The sequence below is a fragment of the Providencia hangzhouensis genome (assembly GCF_029193595.2).
GTDB classification, from domain to species: Bacteria; Pseudomonadota; Gammaproteobacteria; order Enterobacterales; family Enterobacteriaceae; genus Providencia; species Providencia hangzhouensis.
Genome location: NZ_CP135052.1, coordinates 740,348 through 758,128, shown reverse-complemented (window position 1 = coordinate 758,128; position 17,781 = coordinate 740,348). Strand labels below are relative to the sequence as shown.

Annotated in this window: 14 protein-coding genes; 5 read left to right on the top strand and 9 right to left on the bottom strand. The window is 39.6% G+C overall.

Translation table 11 applies throughout. The features are described from left to right. Nucleotides 1-317: 317 nt before the first annotated feature. Together PZ638_RS03235 and PZ638_RS03230 are read left to right on the top strand one after the other, a co-directional pair. Complete coding sequence (locus tag PZ638_RS03235; protein WP_164454981.1) at nt 318-1,166, top strand: EamA family transporter; 849 nt, start codon at nt 318-320, stop codon at nt 1,164-1,166. A 121-nt stretch (nt 1,167-1,287) separates the two neighbouring features. Next, nucleotides 1,288-2,688 carry an amidohydrolase gene (locus PZ638_RS03230; protein WP_164454980.1) on the top strand — a complete coding sequence of 467 codons (1,401 nt, stop codon included), beginning with the start codon at nt 1,288-1,290 and terminating at the stop codon, nt 2,686-2,688. A gap of 67 nt (nt 2,689-2,755) precedes the next feature. Here the strand turns inward: PZ638_RS03230 and dnaJ are convergent, their stop codons facing one another. Both dnaJ and dnaK read right to left on the bottom strand, forming a co-directional pair. After that, entirely contained in the window at nt 2,756-3,892 is a 1,137-nt protein-coding gene (dnaJ, locus tag PZ638_RS03225; protein ID WP_094961930.1) for a molecular chaperone DnaJ, read from the bottom strand. Between the two features lie 111 nt (nt 3,893-4,003). Then, a complete protein-coding gene (dnaK, locus tag PZ638_RS03220; protein ID WP_004905650.1) occupies nt 4,004-5,920 on the bottom strand; it encodes a molecular chaperone DnaK in 1,917 nt (638 codons plus the stop codon). A gap of 335 nt (nt 5,921-6,255) precedes the next feature. Between dnaK and satP the strand changes: the two genes are divergently transcribed. Next, complete coding sequence (satP, locus tag PZ638_RS03215) at nt 6,256-6,822, top strand: acetate uptake transporter (protein ID WP_004905651.1); 567 nt, start codon at nt 6,256-6,258, stop codon at nt 6,820-6,822. Nucleotides 6,823-6,900: 78 nt separating this feature from the next. Here the strand turns inward: satP and mog are convergent, their stop codons facing one another. Both mog and tal read right to left on the bottom strand, forming a co-directional pair. Further along, nucleotides 6,901-7,482 carry a molybdopterin adenylyltransferase gene (gene mog / locus PZ638_RS03210; RefSeq protein WP_004905653.1) on the bottom strand — a complete coding sequence of 194 codons (582 nt, stop codon included), beginning with the start codon at nt 7,480-7,482 and terminating at the stop codon, nt 6,901-6,903. A gap of 191 nt (nt 7,483-7,673) precedes the next feature. Next, nucleotides 7,674-8,627, bottom strand: a complete 954-nt coding sequence (gene tal, locus PZ638_RS03205; protein WP_094961929.1) for a transaldolase — start codon at nt 8,625-8,627, stop codon at nt 7,674-7,676. Nucleotides 8,628-9,012: 385 nt separating this feature from the next. Between tal and yaaA the strand changes: the two genes are divergently transcribed. After that, nucleotides 9,013-9,789: a peroxide stress protein YaaA gene (yaaA, locus tag PZ638_RS03200; RefSeq protein WP_004905658.1), complete on the top strand. Its 777-nt coding sequence runs from the start codon at nt 9,013-9,015 to the stop codon at nt 9,787-9,789. Between the two features lie 191 nt (nt 9,790-9,980). Continuing rightward, nucleotides 9,981-10,973, top strand: a complete 993-nt coding sequence (locus PZ638_RS03195; RefSeq protein ID WP_094961928.1) for an aldo/keto reductase — start codon at nt 9,981-9,983, stop codon at nt 10,971-10,973. Between the two features lie 48 nt (nt 10,974-11,021). On the opposite strand, the gene PZ638_RS03190 is transcribed toward PZ638_RS03195, so the two are convergent. From PZ638_RS03190 to PZ638_RS03170, 5 genes are read right to left on the bottom strand one after another with little or no spacing between them, the layout of a single operon-like run. Beyond that, on the bottom strand, nt 11,022-11,444 hold the full coding sequence (locus PZ638_RS03190; protein WP_004905661.1) for a DUF411 domain-containing protein: 423 nt from the start codon (nt 11,442-11,444) through the stop codon (nt 11,022-11,024). Between the two features lie 45 nt (nt 11,445-11,489). Then, on the bottom strand, nt 11,490-14,627 hold the full coding sequence (locus tag PZ638_RS03185) for an efflux RND transporter permease subunit (protein WP_206277465.1): 3,138 nt from the start codon (nt 14,625-14,627) through the stop codon (nt 11,490-11,492). A gap of 3 nt (nt 14,628-14,630) precedes the next feature. Continuing rightward, complete coding sequence (locus PZ638_RS03180) at nt 14,631-15,899, bottom strand: efflux RND transporter periplasmic adaptor subunit (protein ID WP_275612219.1); 1,269 nt, start codon at nt 15,897-15,899, stop codon at nt 14,631-14,633. 17 nt (nt 15,900-15,916) lie between these two features. Continuing rightward, nucleotides 15,917-16,258, bottom strand: coding sequence for a copper-binding protein (locus PZ638_RS03175; RefSeq protein ID WP_228677477.1), 342 nt, complete (start codon nt 16,256-16,258; stop codon nt 15,917-15,919). 8 nt (nt 16,259-16,266) lie between these two features. Continuing rightward, nucleotides 16,267-17,661: an efflux transporter outer membrane subunit gene (locus PZ638_RS03170; RefSeq protein WP_094961924.1), complete on the bottom strand. Its 1,395-nt coding sequence runs from the start codon at nt 17,659-17,661 to the stop codon at nt 16,267-16,269. Between the last annotated feature and the right edge of the window lie 120 nt (nt 17,662-17,781).

Here is a 17,781-nt window from a genome sequence, read left to right as displayed (position 1 = left end):
TCGCTTAACACTCGGAATTACCGACTTATTTGGGTTAGAGATCACGGCAAATGAGAAAAAAACGTTAATTTTACTATAGACAACTTTTATAAAAACAAATAATAAATTTTGTGATAAACAGACTTTATAAATTCAACTTTTCTAGTACATCAAAATTTATCCCTTTTATTTGCACAAGAAAAACTTGCCTGTTTCTTTCTTCGATACCTTTTGTAAAAACGATAAATATGGAAGACTATTTACAAAATATTTGCCAAACGTTTCGCAAAACAATGTGTTTAGATTGCTAATAAAATACTAATGATTACAATTTAACGATGACAACTTACGTATTACTTTCTGTGCTGTTTGCAGCTTTTTGCCATGCAAGCTGGAACGCTATAGTTAAATTTGGTAATGACCGTTTTTTCGGCCTAGTCATGATTTCTGTTTTTTCTGGCGCCTTAGCGATACCAGCAATACTTTGGTTAGGCCTACCATCACCAGAAGCTATCCATTGGTTAGCGTTATCGGTACTGTTTCATATTGGCTATACCTATTTTTTAAGTCAGGCTTATACACATGGCGATTTAAGCCAAATTTACCCAATATCACGTGGTTCTGCGCCATTAATGACAGCAGTACTAGGTGCTTTGCTATTTAACGAGTTCATTCCTCTAATGGGTCTTATTGGTGTTTTGTGCATTATTAGTGGCGTAGTGCTCATTGCTTTTGCGGGTAAAAAATTCACATTGAATATTAAGGGAAAAGCACTAGTTTTTGCCTTATCAACCGCCTTCTTTACGGCTTGCTATACCCTATCCGATGGCTATGGTGCCAGAGCAAGTGAAGACCCTGTCGTGTACACACTTTGGTTGTTTCTTTTAAATGGGATTGTGTTAGCTGTACCTGGCCTTATCAAATATCGTGGTGCCTTACTTGTTGGAATTCAACAATACTGGCGTTCAGGGTTGCTAGGTGGGTTAATGCAACTCATTAGCTATGGCATTGCCATATGGGCGATGAGCCAAGCACCGATTGTCATGGTCGCCGCAGTTAGAGAAACTAGCGTACTATTTGCCATGTTTTTATCCATTGCTTTTCTTAAAGAAAAATTCAACGTCATGCGAGTCATTGCCTGTGTTGTTATTGTTTTTGGTGTTTTATTAGCAAAATTAAGTCATTAATAAAATTGTTATTATTTGAATGTTTGGTTATCAAGCAACTAATTTAGCTTTATTCAAAATCGTATTATTGCTTTTTATTTACCCATAATTGTTATATTTTCTCACCAGATATGAGGCCAAAATGTCGCTTTTAAAATCTTTACTGGCTATTTCCATTATTAGTGCTTCTTTTCCTAGTTTTTCAGCTATCCCCGCGGACACCATAATCGTAGATGGAACCATCTTAACAATGGATGCTAAAAAACAGGTTATTGACCATGGCACGGTTGTCATCAAAGGCAATAAAATTATTGCGGTTGGTGGCCCTGAACTTGCTCAAAATTATCAAGCACCTAATGTCCTGAATGTTAATGGCGATATTGTCATGCCAGGGCTAATTAACACTCACACACATGCATCTATGACCGTGTTTCGTTCCTTAGCCGATGATGTGCCAGACCGTTTACACCGTTATATTTTCCCATTAGAAAATAAAATGGTTTCCCGTGAAATGGTACGAGTTGGGGCCAACCTTGCGAATATTGAAATGATTAAAGGTGGCGTCACAACTTACGTTGATATGTATTACTTTGAAGATGAAGTGGCTAAAACCGTTGATAAAATTGGACTAAGAGCGGTTCTTGGGGAATCAGTGATTCAATTTCCCGTCGCTGATGCAAAAAATGCAGATGAAGGTATCGATTATGCAGTCAACTTTATCAATCAATACAAAGATCACCCACGTATCACCCCTGCTTTTGCGCCTCATGCGCCTTATACCAATACAACAGAGCATTTACAGAAAATAGCAAAATTATCTCAAGAACTTAATGTTCCAGTAATGATCCATCTGGCGGAAACTGACCGTGAACAAGAAGAAATAGCCAAACGTACAGGAGGGAAAAGCCCTGTACAATATATGGCTGACATTGGTGCACTGAATAATAAAGTTATTGCAGCACACGCCATTATGGTTGATGAAAAGGATATGGATCTACTCAAGCAGTATGATGTCGGCGTTGCGCATAATATCAGTGCGAATACTAAGTCTGCTAAAGGTGTTGCCCCTGTGACAACCATGTTGGAAAAAGGGATCCGCGTTGGTTTGGGAACGGATGGACCAATGTCGAGTAATACGCTAACGACGCTAAATGAGCTAAATTTAGTCGGTAAAATTCACAAACTAGCCAATAAAGATAGAGCGGCGATGCCACCAGTCACCGTTGTTGAGATGGCGACCATAGGCTCTGCGCGGGTATTACATATGGAAGACAAACTCGGCTCTCTCGAAGCAGGGAAATTAGCTGATATCATTGTTATTGATACCAAATCACCAAACATGGTTCCTATGTATAGCCCCTATGCCGCATTAGTCTATGGCGCAAATGGAGCCAATGTTCGCCATACTATTGTTGATGGTAAGGTATTGATGCAAGACCGTAAAATACTGACTGCTGATGAAAATACAATTATCAAAGAAGCTCAAGATTTTGCCAGTAAAGTCCGCGAAACTGTGGTTGCTAGTGGTGAAGTCGTAAAATAAGATAAAAAAATGGCTGACTTGGCAATATGCTCAGTCAGCCATTCTAGCTTTTCCAATTATTAACTAATTATTTATTAGTTAAATCATCAAAGAATTTCTTCACACCATCTAAAAAGCTTTTAGAGCGCGGGCTGTTCTTCTCACCGCTCTTTCCACCTAATGATTCACCAAACTCTTTGAGCAACTCTTTTTGTTTCTCATTGAGTTTAACGGGGGTTTCAACAACAATGTGGCACATTAAATCACCTTGCAGACCACCACGTACCGATTTCACACCTTTTCCTTTCATACGGAAAATTTTACCGGTTTGGGTTTCTGCTGGGATTTTCAGTTTTACACGGCCATCAAGGGTTGGTACTTCAATTTCGCCGCCCAGTGCTGCATCAGCAAAGTTAATTGGAACCTCACAGTGCAGGTTATTACCATCACGCTCAAAAATATTATGAGGCAATACATGAACCTGAACGAATAAATCTCCTGCTGGTGCCCCGTTTTCTCCGGCCTCACCTTCTCCTGACAAGCGAACACGGTCACCTGTATCTACACCTGCTGGAATTTTAACTGACAGTGTTTTATATCTTTCAACACGGCCATGGCCATGACATTTGTTGCATGGATCTTTGATAACTTTACCGCGACCATGACACGTTGGACAAGGCTGTTGTACAGAGAAAAAGCCTTGGCGCATATGGACTTGGCCCATACCGTGACAGGTTGAGCACGTATCCGCACTAGTTCCTGGTTTCGCACCATTACCATGACAAACGTCACAGGTTTCCAAGGTTGGAATACGGATTTCTTTGGTCACTCCACGGACAGCCTCTTCGAGAGTCAGTTCCATGTTGTACTGTAGGTCAGAACCACGGCTTGGGCGCTGCTGTCTGCGGCCGCCTCCAAAAATATCACCGAAGACGTCACCAAAGATATCACTAAAGTCTGCGCCACCACCGAAGCCACCGCCTCCGCCCATTCCACCTTGCTCAAACGCAGCATGACCATACTGGTCATAAGCCGCACGTTTTTGCTCGTCAGAAAGAACTTCGTAAGCTTCTTTGATCTCTTTAAATTTATCTTCTGAATCTTTATCACCCTGATTACGGTCAGGGTGATGCTTCATCGCTAAGCGCTTATAAGCACGCTTAATATCTTTATCCGATGCATTTCTTTCGAGGCCTAATACCTCATAAAAATCTCTTTTTGCCATTTAATTTTACCCTTAACATGCGGAACGGGCGTAGAGTTGCCTCGACGCCCGTATCCGGTATCAGTAACCATTAACTATCATTTGCTATAGCTACTGCGCCCGCTAAGGGCATTATTTTTTGTCTTTGTCGTTAACTTCTTCGAATTCAGCATCAACAACATCATCATCTTTTTTCGCTTCTGCGCCTGCGCCAGCTGCACCGCCCGCTTGAGCTTGTTGCTGTGCGATTTCCAGAAGTTTTGCAGATGCCGTGACTAAAGCTTGGATTTTCGCTTCAATATCCGCTTTGTCTTCACCTTTTGCTGCTGCTTCTAATTCAGAAGTTGCTTTTTCGATATTCGCTTTATCTTCAGCTGGTAATTTATCACCGGCTTCTTCGATTTGTTTACGAGTACCGTGAACTAATTGGTCAGCTTGGTTACGAACCTGAACTAGCTCTTCAAATTTACGGTCAGCTTCAGCGTTTGCTTCTGCATCACGTACCATTTTTTCGATTTCCTCATCATTCAGACCTGAAGAAGCCTTAATGGTGATGTTTTGCTCACGTCCACTATTTTTATCTTTAGCAGAAACATGCAAGATACCATCCGCATCGATATCAAAAGTCACTTCGATTTGTGGCATACCACGTGGTGCAGGTTGAATACCATCTAAGTTAAACTGCCCCAGTGATTTGTTGTCACTTGCGCGTTTACGCTCACCTTGCAGAACATGGATAGTTACCGCTGCTTGGTTATCTTCAGCTGTTGAGAACACTTGACTATGTTTAGTTGGGATAGTGGTATTCTTCGCAATTAACGAAGTCATCACGCCACCCATGGTTTCGATACCTAAAGACAGAGGAGTTACGTCAAGTAACAGAACGTCTTTAACATCACCCGCTAAAACACCACCTTGAACTGCCGCACCCATTGCAACTGCTTCATCTGGGTTAACGTCTTTACGTGGTTCTTTACCAAAGAAATCAGCAACAACTTTTTGAACCATTGGCATACGTGTTTGACCACCAACTAAGATAACATCGTTGATTTCGCTCACGCTTAAGCCTGCGTCTTGCAGAGCAACTTTAACTGGCTCCATAGAACGCTTAACTAAATCTTCTACCAGTGACTCTAATTTCGCACGAGTCACTTTGATATTCATGTGTTTAGGACCTGTTGCATCCGCTGTAATATACGGCAGGTTAACATCTGTTTGTTGTGCAGAAGACAGCTCAATTTTCGCTTTTTCAGCAGCTTCTTTCAGACGTTGCATTGCTAACGGGTCGTTACGCAGGTCAACACCTTGTTCTTTCTTAAATTCTTCAACTAAGTAGTTGATTAAACGTGTATCAAAGTCTTCACCACCTAAGTGTGTGTCACCATTGGTAGCCAGAACTTCATACGTTTTTTCGCCATCAACTTCATCGATTTCGATGATTGATAAGTCGAATGTACCACCACCTAAGTCATAAACCGCGATAGTACGGTTACCAACTTCTCTGTCTAAGCCATATGCTAATGCAGCTGCTGTTGGTTCGTTAATGATACGTTTTACTTCTAAACCAGCAATACGGCCAGCATCTTTAGTCGCTTGACGCTGAGCATCGTTAAAGTAAGCAGGTACAGTAATAACTGCTTCTGTTACTGGCTCACCTAAATAGTCTTCTGCTGTTTTCTTCATTTTTTTCAGAACTTCAGCTGAAACTTGTGGTGGAGCCATTTTTTGGCCTTTCACATCTAACCAAGCATCGCCGTTATCAGCCGCAATGATTTTATATGGCATGATAGAAACGTCGCGCTGAACTTCTTCGTCTTGGAAACGACGACCAATCAAACGTTTAATTGCAAATAAAGTATTTTCTGGGTTAGTCACTGCCTGACGTTTCGCTGGCTGACCAACTAAAATTTCACCATCTTGAGTGTACGCAATGATGGAAGGAGTAGTTCTATCACCTTCGCTGTTCTCCAGAACACGAGCTGTAGTACCATCCATAATTGCAACGCATGAGTTAGTTGTACCCAAGTCGATACCAATAATTTTACCCATCTAAAACGCCTCCAAAGGAATTCTTTTCACTATGATTTCGATATCAATCTATATGAGGCTCAATATTTCATTTTCAAGGGAGTTTTCACTCTGAGCCTAAATTATTTTTCAATACGCAATAATTTGGATTGATATCAGTTGATGCTTTTAAGATGGGGTCACAAATTCATTCATCAAGGGGGAGAATCAAAAAAATTTGCATTTATTGCAAAAAAACCTGTCTTGTGATCATGGTTTAAACAATTAAAACTGCGTATGATGCGCCGCCGCTGTCACTTTGGCAAAACCTTTTTGTTTTTATCTATTTGAATTTTTTATATTTTACCAGAGGTTATATGCAGTCTAGCTCTCTTGCAAATCCAGGCCCACTTGGTTTACTAGGCTTTGGTATGACAACCATCCTGCTGAATATTCATAATGCAGGTTTTTTCCCTCTTTCATCCGTTATTTTAAGTATGGGCATTTTTTATGGTGGTATTGCTCAATTTATTGCAGGTCTGATTGAATACAAAAAAGGCAATACATTCGGTGCAACTGCATTTACCTCTTACGGTATGTTTTGGATTGCATTAGTGGGGTTATTATTTTTGCCTTCAATGGGATTAGCCGAAGCAACTTCACCTGAGTTTTTAGGTGTTTTCCTCGCTATTTGGGGAATTTTTACCTTTTTCATGTTTTTAGGAACCTTCAAAGCTAATTTTGTTTTGCAATTTGTCTTTGGTAGCTTAACTGTATTATTCGCTTTATTAGCGATTGGCAATATTACGGGAAATGCAGCATTACTAAAATTTGCTGGTTTTGAAGGAATTATCTGTGGCGCTAGCGCATTTTATTTAGCGGTCGCAGAAATATTAAATGAGCAATATGGCAAAACGGTATTACCGATTGGCCAACGTGGTTAAATTTAACTAACGTATGTGATTTTATGCATTAAATATTATTAATCAGGTGAGCTAAGTCTCACCTGATTACATCGCAAACTATTCAGGACGAATTGCGGATTTAGGCCTAAATGCCTTCACAACCGTAGGGTCTGTTTCTACATATGGGCCATCAAGCAATTGAATACAATAAGGAACACTGGCAAAAATACCAGAAACTACTACATTCCCTTCTTTGTCTTTTAAACCTTCCAGAGTTTCCGCGATCGCTTTAGGCTGCCCAGGTAAATTTAAAATCAAAGCCTGATTGCGTATGACCCCCACTTGGCGTGACAGTATCGCAGTAGGGACGAACTTTAGGCTAATTTGGCGCATTTGTTCGCCGAAGCCTGGCATTTCACGGTCTGCAATCGCAAGGGTTGCATCAGGTGTGACATCACGACGAGCAGGTCCTGTGCCACCTGTGGTTAGGACTAAATGGCAAGCAAATTCATCCACCAGCTCACATAATGTTTGCTCTATCATGATTTGCTCATCAGGGATCAGGCGAGTTTCGATACGAAAAGGGGTTGTCAACGTTTTCGCTAACCACTCTTCTAATGCGGGAATGCCTTTGTCTTCATAAATACCACTCGAAGCACGATCAGAAACAGAAACCAGACCTATGCGCAATTCATCCATACAAACCTCAAAGAAATTATTCAATCAAAAACTGTTCACTTAATAATAAACAGTGGCAATATAATACCATGATGAACGATTGCATACAGCGCCCTTGATTTTATATCTTGAAATTGAGAACTAACTCAATGAAAAATAGGTATAAAAAAACCCAACCAACTGGCTGGGTTTGAAAGAAAAAACGAAATAAATTACAGTAAATCTGCAATCATTTTTTCCAGTTTTTCTTGGTCTACTGCAAACTTACGGATACCGTCAGACAGTTTATCAACCGCCATTGGGTCTTGGTTGTGCTGCCAATAGAACTCTGCTTCAGTCAACTTAGCGCCTGGCTCTTTAGTTTTACCTGTATCACTCAGTTTACGTACTAATTCACCTTGTGATTCAGACAGCTCTTTTAATAAGCCTGGAGAGATAGTTAAACGGTCACAACCTGCTAGTTCAATGATTTCGCCCACGTTACGGAAGCTTGCGCCCATAACCACAGTTTTATAACCGTGAGCTTTGTAGTAGTTGTAGATTTCAGTAACAGAAACCACACCTGGGTCTTCATGTGGTGCGAATTCTTTCTTATCTGTATTCGCTTTGTACCAGTCAAGAATACGGCCCACAAATGGAGAAATCAGGTATACACCCGCTTCCGCACAAGCACGAGCTTGAGCAAAAGAGAATAATAAAGTCAGGTTACAGTTAATGCCTTCTTTTTCCAGTTTCTCTGCAGCACGGATACCCTGCCAAGTTGAAGCCAGTTTGATCAGAATACGGTCATTGCTGATGCCTGCATCGTTATACATTTTGATTAAGTGACGCGCTTTAGCAATACAAGCTTCTTCATCATAAGACAGGCGCGCATCAACTTCAGTAGAAATACGACCCGGAACTAATTTCAGAATTTCCAGACCGATATTAACAGCCAGCTTGTCACAAGCATCAACAATTTGTTGCTCGCGATTATTGCTTTGCTTACGAGCCCATTCTACCGCTTCATCAATTAATTTACGGTACTCAGGAATTTGTGCAGCATTTAAGATCAGCGAGGGATTTGTGGTCGCGTCTTGTGGTTTGTAAAGCTTCATCGCTTCGATGTCGCCAGTATCAGCAACAACAGTTGTCAGACTACGTAATGAGGTTAGTTTATCGGTCATTTCTTTAATCTCGTTGTTATACCCGTCATATTCCAAGTTGTAGCGGTGGTTAGCTACCTACAATTCTTGCGACTCTTGTGGTGTAGGCTAACAAACTGCAACTTGAATTACTTTGCGTATTATAAAGGAATTGTGGCTATCGCCGCACCGTCTACAGATAATATCATGCATCCATATTGCTGCAAGCAAGTAAATCTAGTCAAAAGCAACTATTTGATTGGCAATCGATTTCGCTAGCCAATTAGAAACTGAATCCTTTTAGCTAGTTATATTGTGCTGTCATTGTAATAAAGAATAATATTGGTTTGGCTTATCGTATCAATTAGCCAATTAGGAAGAATTTTTGCTAAAGTAAGCAGTATCATTCTTTATAAAGGGTCAAGTCATGCTTATTACAATTTCACCTGCAAAAACATTAGACTACGAAAGCCCACTTGCGACACAGCAGTTTACTCAGCCTGAATTACTTACTGAGTCACAAAAATTAATTAATGTCTGTCGTAAATTAACCCCTGCAGATATTGCCAGTTTAATGAAAATTAGTGACAAGCTTGCGGGGCTCAATGCTGCCCGTTTTGCAGAATGGCATGCGGACTTTACCCCAGAAAATGCACGCCAAGCGATCCTTGCCTTCAAAGGGGATGTGTATACTGGTATGCAAGCAGAAACCTTTTCTCAAGACGATTTTGCGTTTGCTCAATCTCATTTACGCATATTATCAGGTCTTTACGGTATCTTAAGACCGCTAGATTTAATGCAACCTTACCGCTTAGAAATGGGAATTCGATTAAAAAACACCCGTGGAAAAGATTTATATGAGTTTTGGGGAGACATCATCACCAAGCAATTAAATCACGCATTAGCGGAGCAAAAAGATCAAATATTAGTCAACCTTGCCTCAGATGAATATTTTAAATCGGTGAATACAAAGAAATTGGACGGGCAAATTATCAAGCCTATTTTCCTTGATGAAAAAAATGGTAAATATAAAGTTATCAGTTTTTATGCAAAAAAAGCGCGGGGTTTAATGAGCCGCTTTATCATCCAAAATAAATTAACGAAAACAGACCAACTGGCTGATTTTAATTTAGAAGGCTATCAATTTGATGAAAGCCAATCTAAAGGTAACGAGCTGGTATTTACCCGCTCAGAGCAAGCCTAATATACAAAACGTGGGGATTGGTACGCAGCCGATACCCACGAATGCCAAAATACTTCACTCTTTTTTCGGGCTCTATCACAATTTACTCATAAACCTTCTAGTCAAGAACAAATTAGCATTGATTCCTCAGCCTACTTTTTAGCTTTATGACAGTATAAATTGAGTTTTACCCACTATTTTGGAGGTGAAGTATGCCTTATGTTGCATCATCAAAGCGCTATACTGAAATGGAATATCGTTTATGTGGCCGTAGCGGATTACGCTTACCACTGATTTCATTAGGGTTATGGCACAACTTTGGCGATAACAAACCCTTTGATAATTGCCAAGCCATGCTTCGCCATGCTTTTGACCTTGGGATCACCCATTTTGATCTTGCTAATAATTATGGGCCACCACCAGGCTCTGCCGAAAGTACATTTGGCAAAATTATGCAGCGGGATTTTCTGCCTTATCGCGATGAAATGGTTATTTCATCAAAAGCGGGTTTCACTATGTGGGATGGCCCTTATGGCGACTGGGGAAGTAAAAAATACTTAGTTGCAAGCCTAAACCAAAGTTTAAAGCGAATGGGATTAGATTATGTAGATATATTTTATCATCATCGACCTGATCCCAATACTCCATTAGAAGAAACCATGGGAGCGCTGGATCTCATAGTTCGCCAAGGAAAAGCCCTGTATGTGGGGATTTCTAATTACCCAACCAATTTAGCCAAAGAAGCCATTAATATTCTCAATGAATTAGGAACCCCTTGCCTGATTCACCAACCTAGATATTCCATGCTAGAACGTACTCCCGAAGAAGATTTACTCGATTTACTGGAAGAAGAAGGCGTTGGCTCTATCGCATACTCTCCATTGGCTGGTGGGATATTAACCGATCGCTACCTTAATGGCATCCCTGCTGATTCACGTGCTGCAGGTAATCCTTCTTTGCCCCCAGAAAGACTCACGTCAAACATTTTATCAAAGGTTAAACAACTGAATGAACTGGCAACAAAAAGAGGACAAAAGCTAAACCAAATGGCATTAGCATGGTTACTGAGACACGACAGGATCACTTCCGTTCTCATTGGCGCAAGCCGTATCAGCCAAATTGATGATGCAATGGGGATCCTAAAAAATCGTAACTTTACGCAAGAAGAGCTCAAAGCCATCGAATTAATATTAGAAGGCGAATAAAACACACAAGTTGCAGGATATCCTGCAACTTAATAAATTTTATCTCAATTAACGATATTCCCCATTTGCTTTAAACTGCACCACAGAATAAGGCTGAGTACGGCCATCTGGCTGCTCCATCCCTAGGCTACCAATTGGCATACCCGGAACAGAAATCCCTACCACATCCGCTGGTAAGGCATCAATCGCATCAAGACTGCTGACAGGAACATGGCCAACAATCACTTTACCTTTGTATTTAGCGATATGACAGCTGCGTAAGTTATAAGGCACATTCAGCTCATCATTCAGTTTGTTCAACTCATCATAACTGATTTCATTGACCACAACGTCATACCCTGCTTTTTTAACTCCTTCTCCCCATAATTGGCAGCAACCACAGTTTGCATCTTTATACAATTGCACGCTCTGGTTTTGAGAAAATGCAGAAAATGACAGTAAAAACATTCCACCTAAAATTATCTTCTTCATTGCTATTTACCTTATCAATAATAATGACTAGTACTTAAAAAGTGTCTATTTTTTATGGCGTAACTGACAGATTAATTTATAAGCCGCAGGAATGATAAATAGGGATAATAACGGTGCAGTTATCATTCCACCAATCATCGGTGCAGCAATACGGCTCATCACTTCTGAACCGACTCCTGTTCCAAGTAATATTGGCAATAAACCGGCTAAAATTACGGCAACTGTCATGGCTTTAGGGCGAACACGTAAAACTGCGCCTTCATATAATGCACGGTCTAAATCTTGGTTTGATAGCTTGCTTATTCCTTGCTGTTTTTCTTTATCTTCGATTGCATGGCGTAAATAAATCAACATAACTACGCCAAATTCAGCCGCGACACCTGCCAATGCAATAAATCCAGTTCCTGTTGCAACTGATAAATTAAAGTTCATCCAATAAAGGAACCAAATCGCGCCCACTAAAGCAAAAGGTAAACTTAATAAAATCAGTAAAGCTTCACTAAATCGTCTAAAGGCTAAATAAAGCAGTACAAAAATAATCATGATGGTCGCGGGAACCATTAACATTAATTTTTGGTTAGCCCTTTCGAGTAATTCAAATTGCCCCGTAAAGGAATAGCTAAGACCCGGCCTCATTTGAATATTATCTTTTATTGCTGTATCAATATCATTAATAACAGAAACCATATCACGATCACGTGCATCAATATAAATCCAACTAGTCGGTCTGGCGTTCTCTGTTTTCAACATGGGAGCGCCCATATTCACGGAGACATCTGCAACATCACTAAGTACTATTTGCTGTTTGCTTGGCGTTAAAATTGGTAATAACCTCATCGCAGATACACTATTTCGGTAATCTTGAGGATATCTTATGCTAATTGGGTAACGCTCAATCCCTTCAACTGTTTCCCCAATCATTTCCCCACCAGTGGCCATTGAAATATACACTTGTACGTCGCTGACACTCATACCAAAACGAGCCGCTTTTTCTCTATCAATTTTGACATCAATATAGCGTCCGCCTACCAACCTCTCAGCCAAAACTGAAACCACCCCCGGTACCGATTTTGTGACTTTTTCAATTTCTTGGGCTAATGTATCGATTTCTTCAAGATCCCTGCCTGATACTTTAATACCTATAGGGCTTTTGACTCCCGTAGATAACATATCAATACGGTTACGAATAGGTGGAACCCATAAGTTTGCAACCCCAGGTAAACGTACAGTTTCATCGAGCTCATCAATAATTTTTTCGAGTGTCATTCCTTCTCGCCACTGTACTTGCGGCTTCAAACGTATCGTTGTTTCAATCATTTCCATCGGGGCTGAATCCGTTGCTGTTTCAGCTTTACCAACTTTTCCAAATACCGTATCCACCTCTGGAATAGTTTTGATTAACTTATCCGTATTTTGTAGTAAAAATGCCGCTTGTGCAGGCGATACACCCGGTAATGTTGAAGGCATATAAAGTAAGTCACCTTCATTAATTGCAGGAAGAAATTCACCACCTAAATGTTTTAATGGCCATATCACCGTAAATAAAGATAAGAAGCCAATTAATAAGGTGGTTTTCGGCCACGCTAATACCTTAATTAAAATAGGGCTATAGAGTGAGATCAACCAACGATTCAGTGGGTTTTTATTTTCATTTGGAATATTACCGCGGATCCAATATCCCATTAGAATTGGAATAACAATCAGCGCTAAAGCCGCAGCACCCGCCATGGCATAGGTTTTTGTGAATGCAAGTGGACCAAATAAACGGCCTTCTTGCCCTTCCAACGTAAAGATAGGAATAAAAGACAATGTGATAATTAATAAACTGATAAATAATGCAGGCCCAACTTCAACAGCGGAATCCGTAATAACTTTCCAACGCTGGGCATTATCAATGACTTTATCTTCATTTTCATGTTGCCATTTTTCTAATTTTTTATGTGCATTTTCGATCATAACAATGGCGGCATCCACCATGGCTCCGATCGCAATTGCAATGCCCCCTAACGACATAATATTTGCATTTATTCCTTGGTAGCGCATGACGATAAAGGCAATAAATAATCCAAGGGGCAAAGAAATAATTGCCACGAGAGCAGAACGGAAATGCCATAAAAAAACGGCACACACTAATGCGACAACAATAAATTCTTCTAGTAACTTATAACTTAAATTATCAATCGCGTTATCAATAAGAATGCTTCTATCATAAGTCGTGATAATTTCGATGCCTTCCGGCAAGCTAGCACTTAAATCTTCAAGTTTCTGTTTTACATCCTGAATCACATTACGTGCATTTTCACCAGAGCGAAGCAGAATAACTCCCCCAACGACCTCTCCTTCTCCATTTAGCTCAGCAACCCCACGACGCATTTCGGGGCCTTCCTGTATTCGAGCAACATCTTGTAGGTAAATAGGTACACCATTTTCTGGCGTTTTTAGGTAGATTTTATTGAAGTCATCAATAGATTGAAGATAACCACTTGCTCTAACCATATATTCAGCTTCAGCAATTTCAATCGATGAACCACCAGCTTCTTGGTTAGCCATTTCAACGGCCTGTTTTATTTCAGGTAATGTCACTGAAAATTGGCTGAGCTTGAGTGGGTCAACTAAGATTTGGTAAGATTTAACCACACCGCCAACGGTTGCCACTTCTGAAACATTAGGCAAAGCCTTCAATTCATATTTCAGAAACCAATCTTGTAATGAACGTAGTTCTGCTAGATTATGTTTTCCAGTTTTATCCACTAAAGCATATTCAAAAATCCAACCAACACCTGTCGCATCAGGGCCAATGGAGGCTACTGCACCTTTGGGTAATTGGTTTTGGACTTGATTTAAATATTCTAAAACTCGTGAACGAGCCCAGTATAAATCTGTATTATCTTCAAAAATAACATAAACATATGAGTCACCAAATGCAGAAAACCCCCGCACCGTTTTTGCTCCCGGCACAGATAGCATCGTCGTCGTTATCGGGTAGGTAACTTGGTTTTCGACCAGTTGCGGCGCTTGCCCTGGATAAGTGGTTTTGATGATCACTTGTACATCAGATAAGTCAGGTAATGCATCAACTGGTGTACTGCGAATGCTCCAAATACCCGCAATGACTAAAAACACGACTCCCATTAACACTAGAAATCGGTTAGCAACCGAGCGTCTTATAATCCATTCCAACATACTCTACTCCTGAGATTTATGTGATGAATGATTAGATGACGCTGATACTTCAGGAAGCGCTTCCATCTTGGCTAATGCACCAGCAATATTCGCTTCAGAATCAATCAGGAAAATACCCTGAGTCACTATATGCTCACCCACTTGTAAGCCTTCAGATATTGCTGTCATTTGTTGAGATTCACTCAGCACTCGTACTCTTTTGGGAATAAATTCACCATTCTCACCAACAGCAATAACATGCTGTTCTTTCCCAGAGTCCACAATGGCTTGTGAAGGGATCAATAAACTTTCATTACCTTCTGCAACTAAATTTAAATATGCTGTCATACCTGATTTTAATAAATGGTTAGGATCAGCAATTTCTGTACGAATATTAATTGTACGACTTGCTTGATCTGCACTGGGTAATATCAACCAGTTTTTTACAGTAAATAACTGCGAAGGGTAGGCAGGAATAGAAACTGTAAATTGTGTTTGTTGATTAAGTAATTCAGCAACTGACTGAGGAACAGATGCATTAATCCATAATGGATCTGTTCCTTGTATTTGTGCGATAACGACTTCTTTGGATACATTCATCCCTAAACGTAGATTAAGTGCAGTAATTACCCCGGAAATAGGAGCTTGAATAGTAAAACGTGTTTGCACTTTTCCTGTTTTAATAAACTGAGAAAGCGCGCCTTCTGGCATGCCATTTAAACGTAAACGCTCAATGACACTATTAAGATCTTGTTGGCTCGCATTCATTTGCTTAAGCGCAAGATATTCGCTTTGTGCTTCAACCCATGCAGGGATCGTTAGCTCAGCAATAGGAACGCCTTTTTGGATCCTCTCACCTACTGTGAATAGATAAACTTTTTCAACAAAACCATTTTCGCGTGCTTGTACAATAGCAAATTGATGATCATTAAACGCAATTTCGGCTGGAAATGTTAAGTCATAGTTTAATTTCCCCCACTTCACATCCACCGTTTTAAGCCCTAAATTTTGTGTCTGTGTTGGGTTAATTGTTACCCCTTTGCTATTCGCTGAAGCCAAGTTTTCATCCGCATATTTAGGAACAAGATCCATGTCCATAAAAGGGGATTTCCCTGGTTGATCAAACTTGGTATTGGGATACATGGGATCATACCAATACAATACGGTGCGTTCTTGTTTTTCAACTGATTGGCTAATATTTTCTATAACGAAAAAATAACGGTAAAATAAAATTGAAATAACGCTCGATAAAATAATTACCAATAGCAATTTGGTCAGGTTAACTAATGACATAACATCTCTCTACCTATTTAGTTTATTTTTTCGACGGATTTCAACATTGAAAGATTACCTTGTTGTACAAATGAAAATTTCAATTCATCATTTTCTTGTAAACCGTTGATCATATTTTCATCTTCATATGTAAAACGCATCGTCATTGGTGGCCAACCAATACTTTCTATTTCTTTATGATTTATCGTTAATTTTTTATTATCTTTGTCAATCGAGATTAGCTTTCCTTCAGTGTTAATTGTTGGTTCAGCCACTTTTTCTGGATAAATAGAGTGATTATGTTCAGCAGCATTTGCATAGCTGGTTGCTGTTAACATCGCTATTGAAATTGCAAAAAATACCGTATTTAGTTTTTTCATTTTTACCCTCATGATTTGATTAATCCGCCACCTAATGCAGAGAATAAATTTATTTCATTCTTCTGCTGTTCTATTTTCAACATCAATAAATTTTGCTGTTCTGTAAATAAGCTACGCTGTGCTTCGAGAACGTCGAGATAACTCAAACCACCATATCGATAACTTGCTTGTTTCTGTGTTAAGACGTTTTGCAGCGTGTTAACATATTGCACTTGGGAGATGAGTTGTTTTTCTAAACTCGATTTGATCGCTAAGGCATCTTTCACTTCTCGAAATGCTACTTGAATACTTTTTTCGTAATTAGCAATCGCTTTATTTTTTCTAATATTTGCTAACTCTAAGTTTCGGCTATTTGTACCACCAGTAAAAATAGGTAGCGTAATTTTAGGAATAAAATTCCAAATACCATTTGAAGAGTCAAATAACCTTGTTAAAGAATCATTACTGTTTTCAATTCCTGTATTAAAGGAAATAGAAGGAAAGAAAGCGGCTCTTGCTACACCTATATTGGCATTCTCAGAAATAATATTTTGCTCCGCAGCCATAATATCTGGGCGCTTTAGCAATATTTCAGAAGGAATATCTGGAGGTGTCGTAATTAAAGGATAGTTTGGCTCGTAGCGTCCTAGATCTAAGTTTATTTTTGTTGCATAGTCATTTGTCAAAAAATTCAGTAAATTTTCATTTTTTGCAATTTCACTTTCAATTTTTTCGATATTAATAGAAATAGACTGTACTTGCCCTTTAGCTTGTTCTAGGTCTGATAGTGCGGCTTTTCCTGCCGCCACTTTTTGCATTACAATCGATTGACTATTGAGATAACTTTGTTTCGTCTCTTGTGCAATTAATAATAGCTTTTGGTTATACAGCACATCTAAGTACGCTTCTGCTACCGTTTTAATCGTGATGATTTGTGTCGCACGGCTCATCTCTTGAGAAGCAATAAACTTTGCTTTGTCTGCATCAGATAAATTTTTGATACGCCCAAAAAAATCCAGCTCATAGCTGATATCAATGCCTACGCTGTATTTCTTATTAAAGGATGACCCGCTCTCTAACGACTGACTATAATCACCACTCATCGATGAATTAACTTGAGGATATTTTTCTGCCCCCGCGAGCCCAAAACGTACACGAGCTTCCTCTACATCTAACGCAGCAAGGTATAAATCGCTGTTTTTCTCTAGTGCAATTTCTATCACGTTTTTCATTTGAGGGTCTTGAATAAATTGTTCCCAACTAGGGATCAATAATTCAGTTTGAGCCTGCTTTGCTGCATCAGAAACATGACTATTGAATTGATGAGGTAAATTAAGGTTAGGGCGTTGATATTCAGGAGCGAGCGAAACACAGCCCGTCAAAGTTAAGGCATAAGCTATTATTAATATTTTTGGGGAATACATGGTATAGCCATGCCTCTAGTAATTAAAATTGGAGCTATAGTAAAAAAGACCTCCTGTTAGATTGATGACATGAAAATGACAAATTTGTCATTTTACATTTCGTTGCTGTAGTGCTTAGAA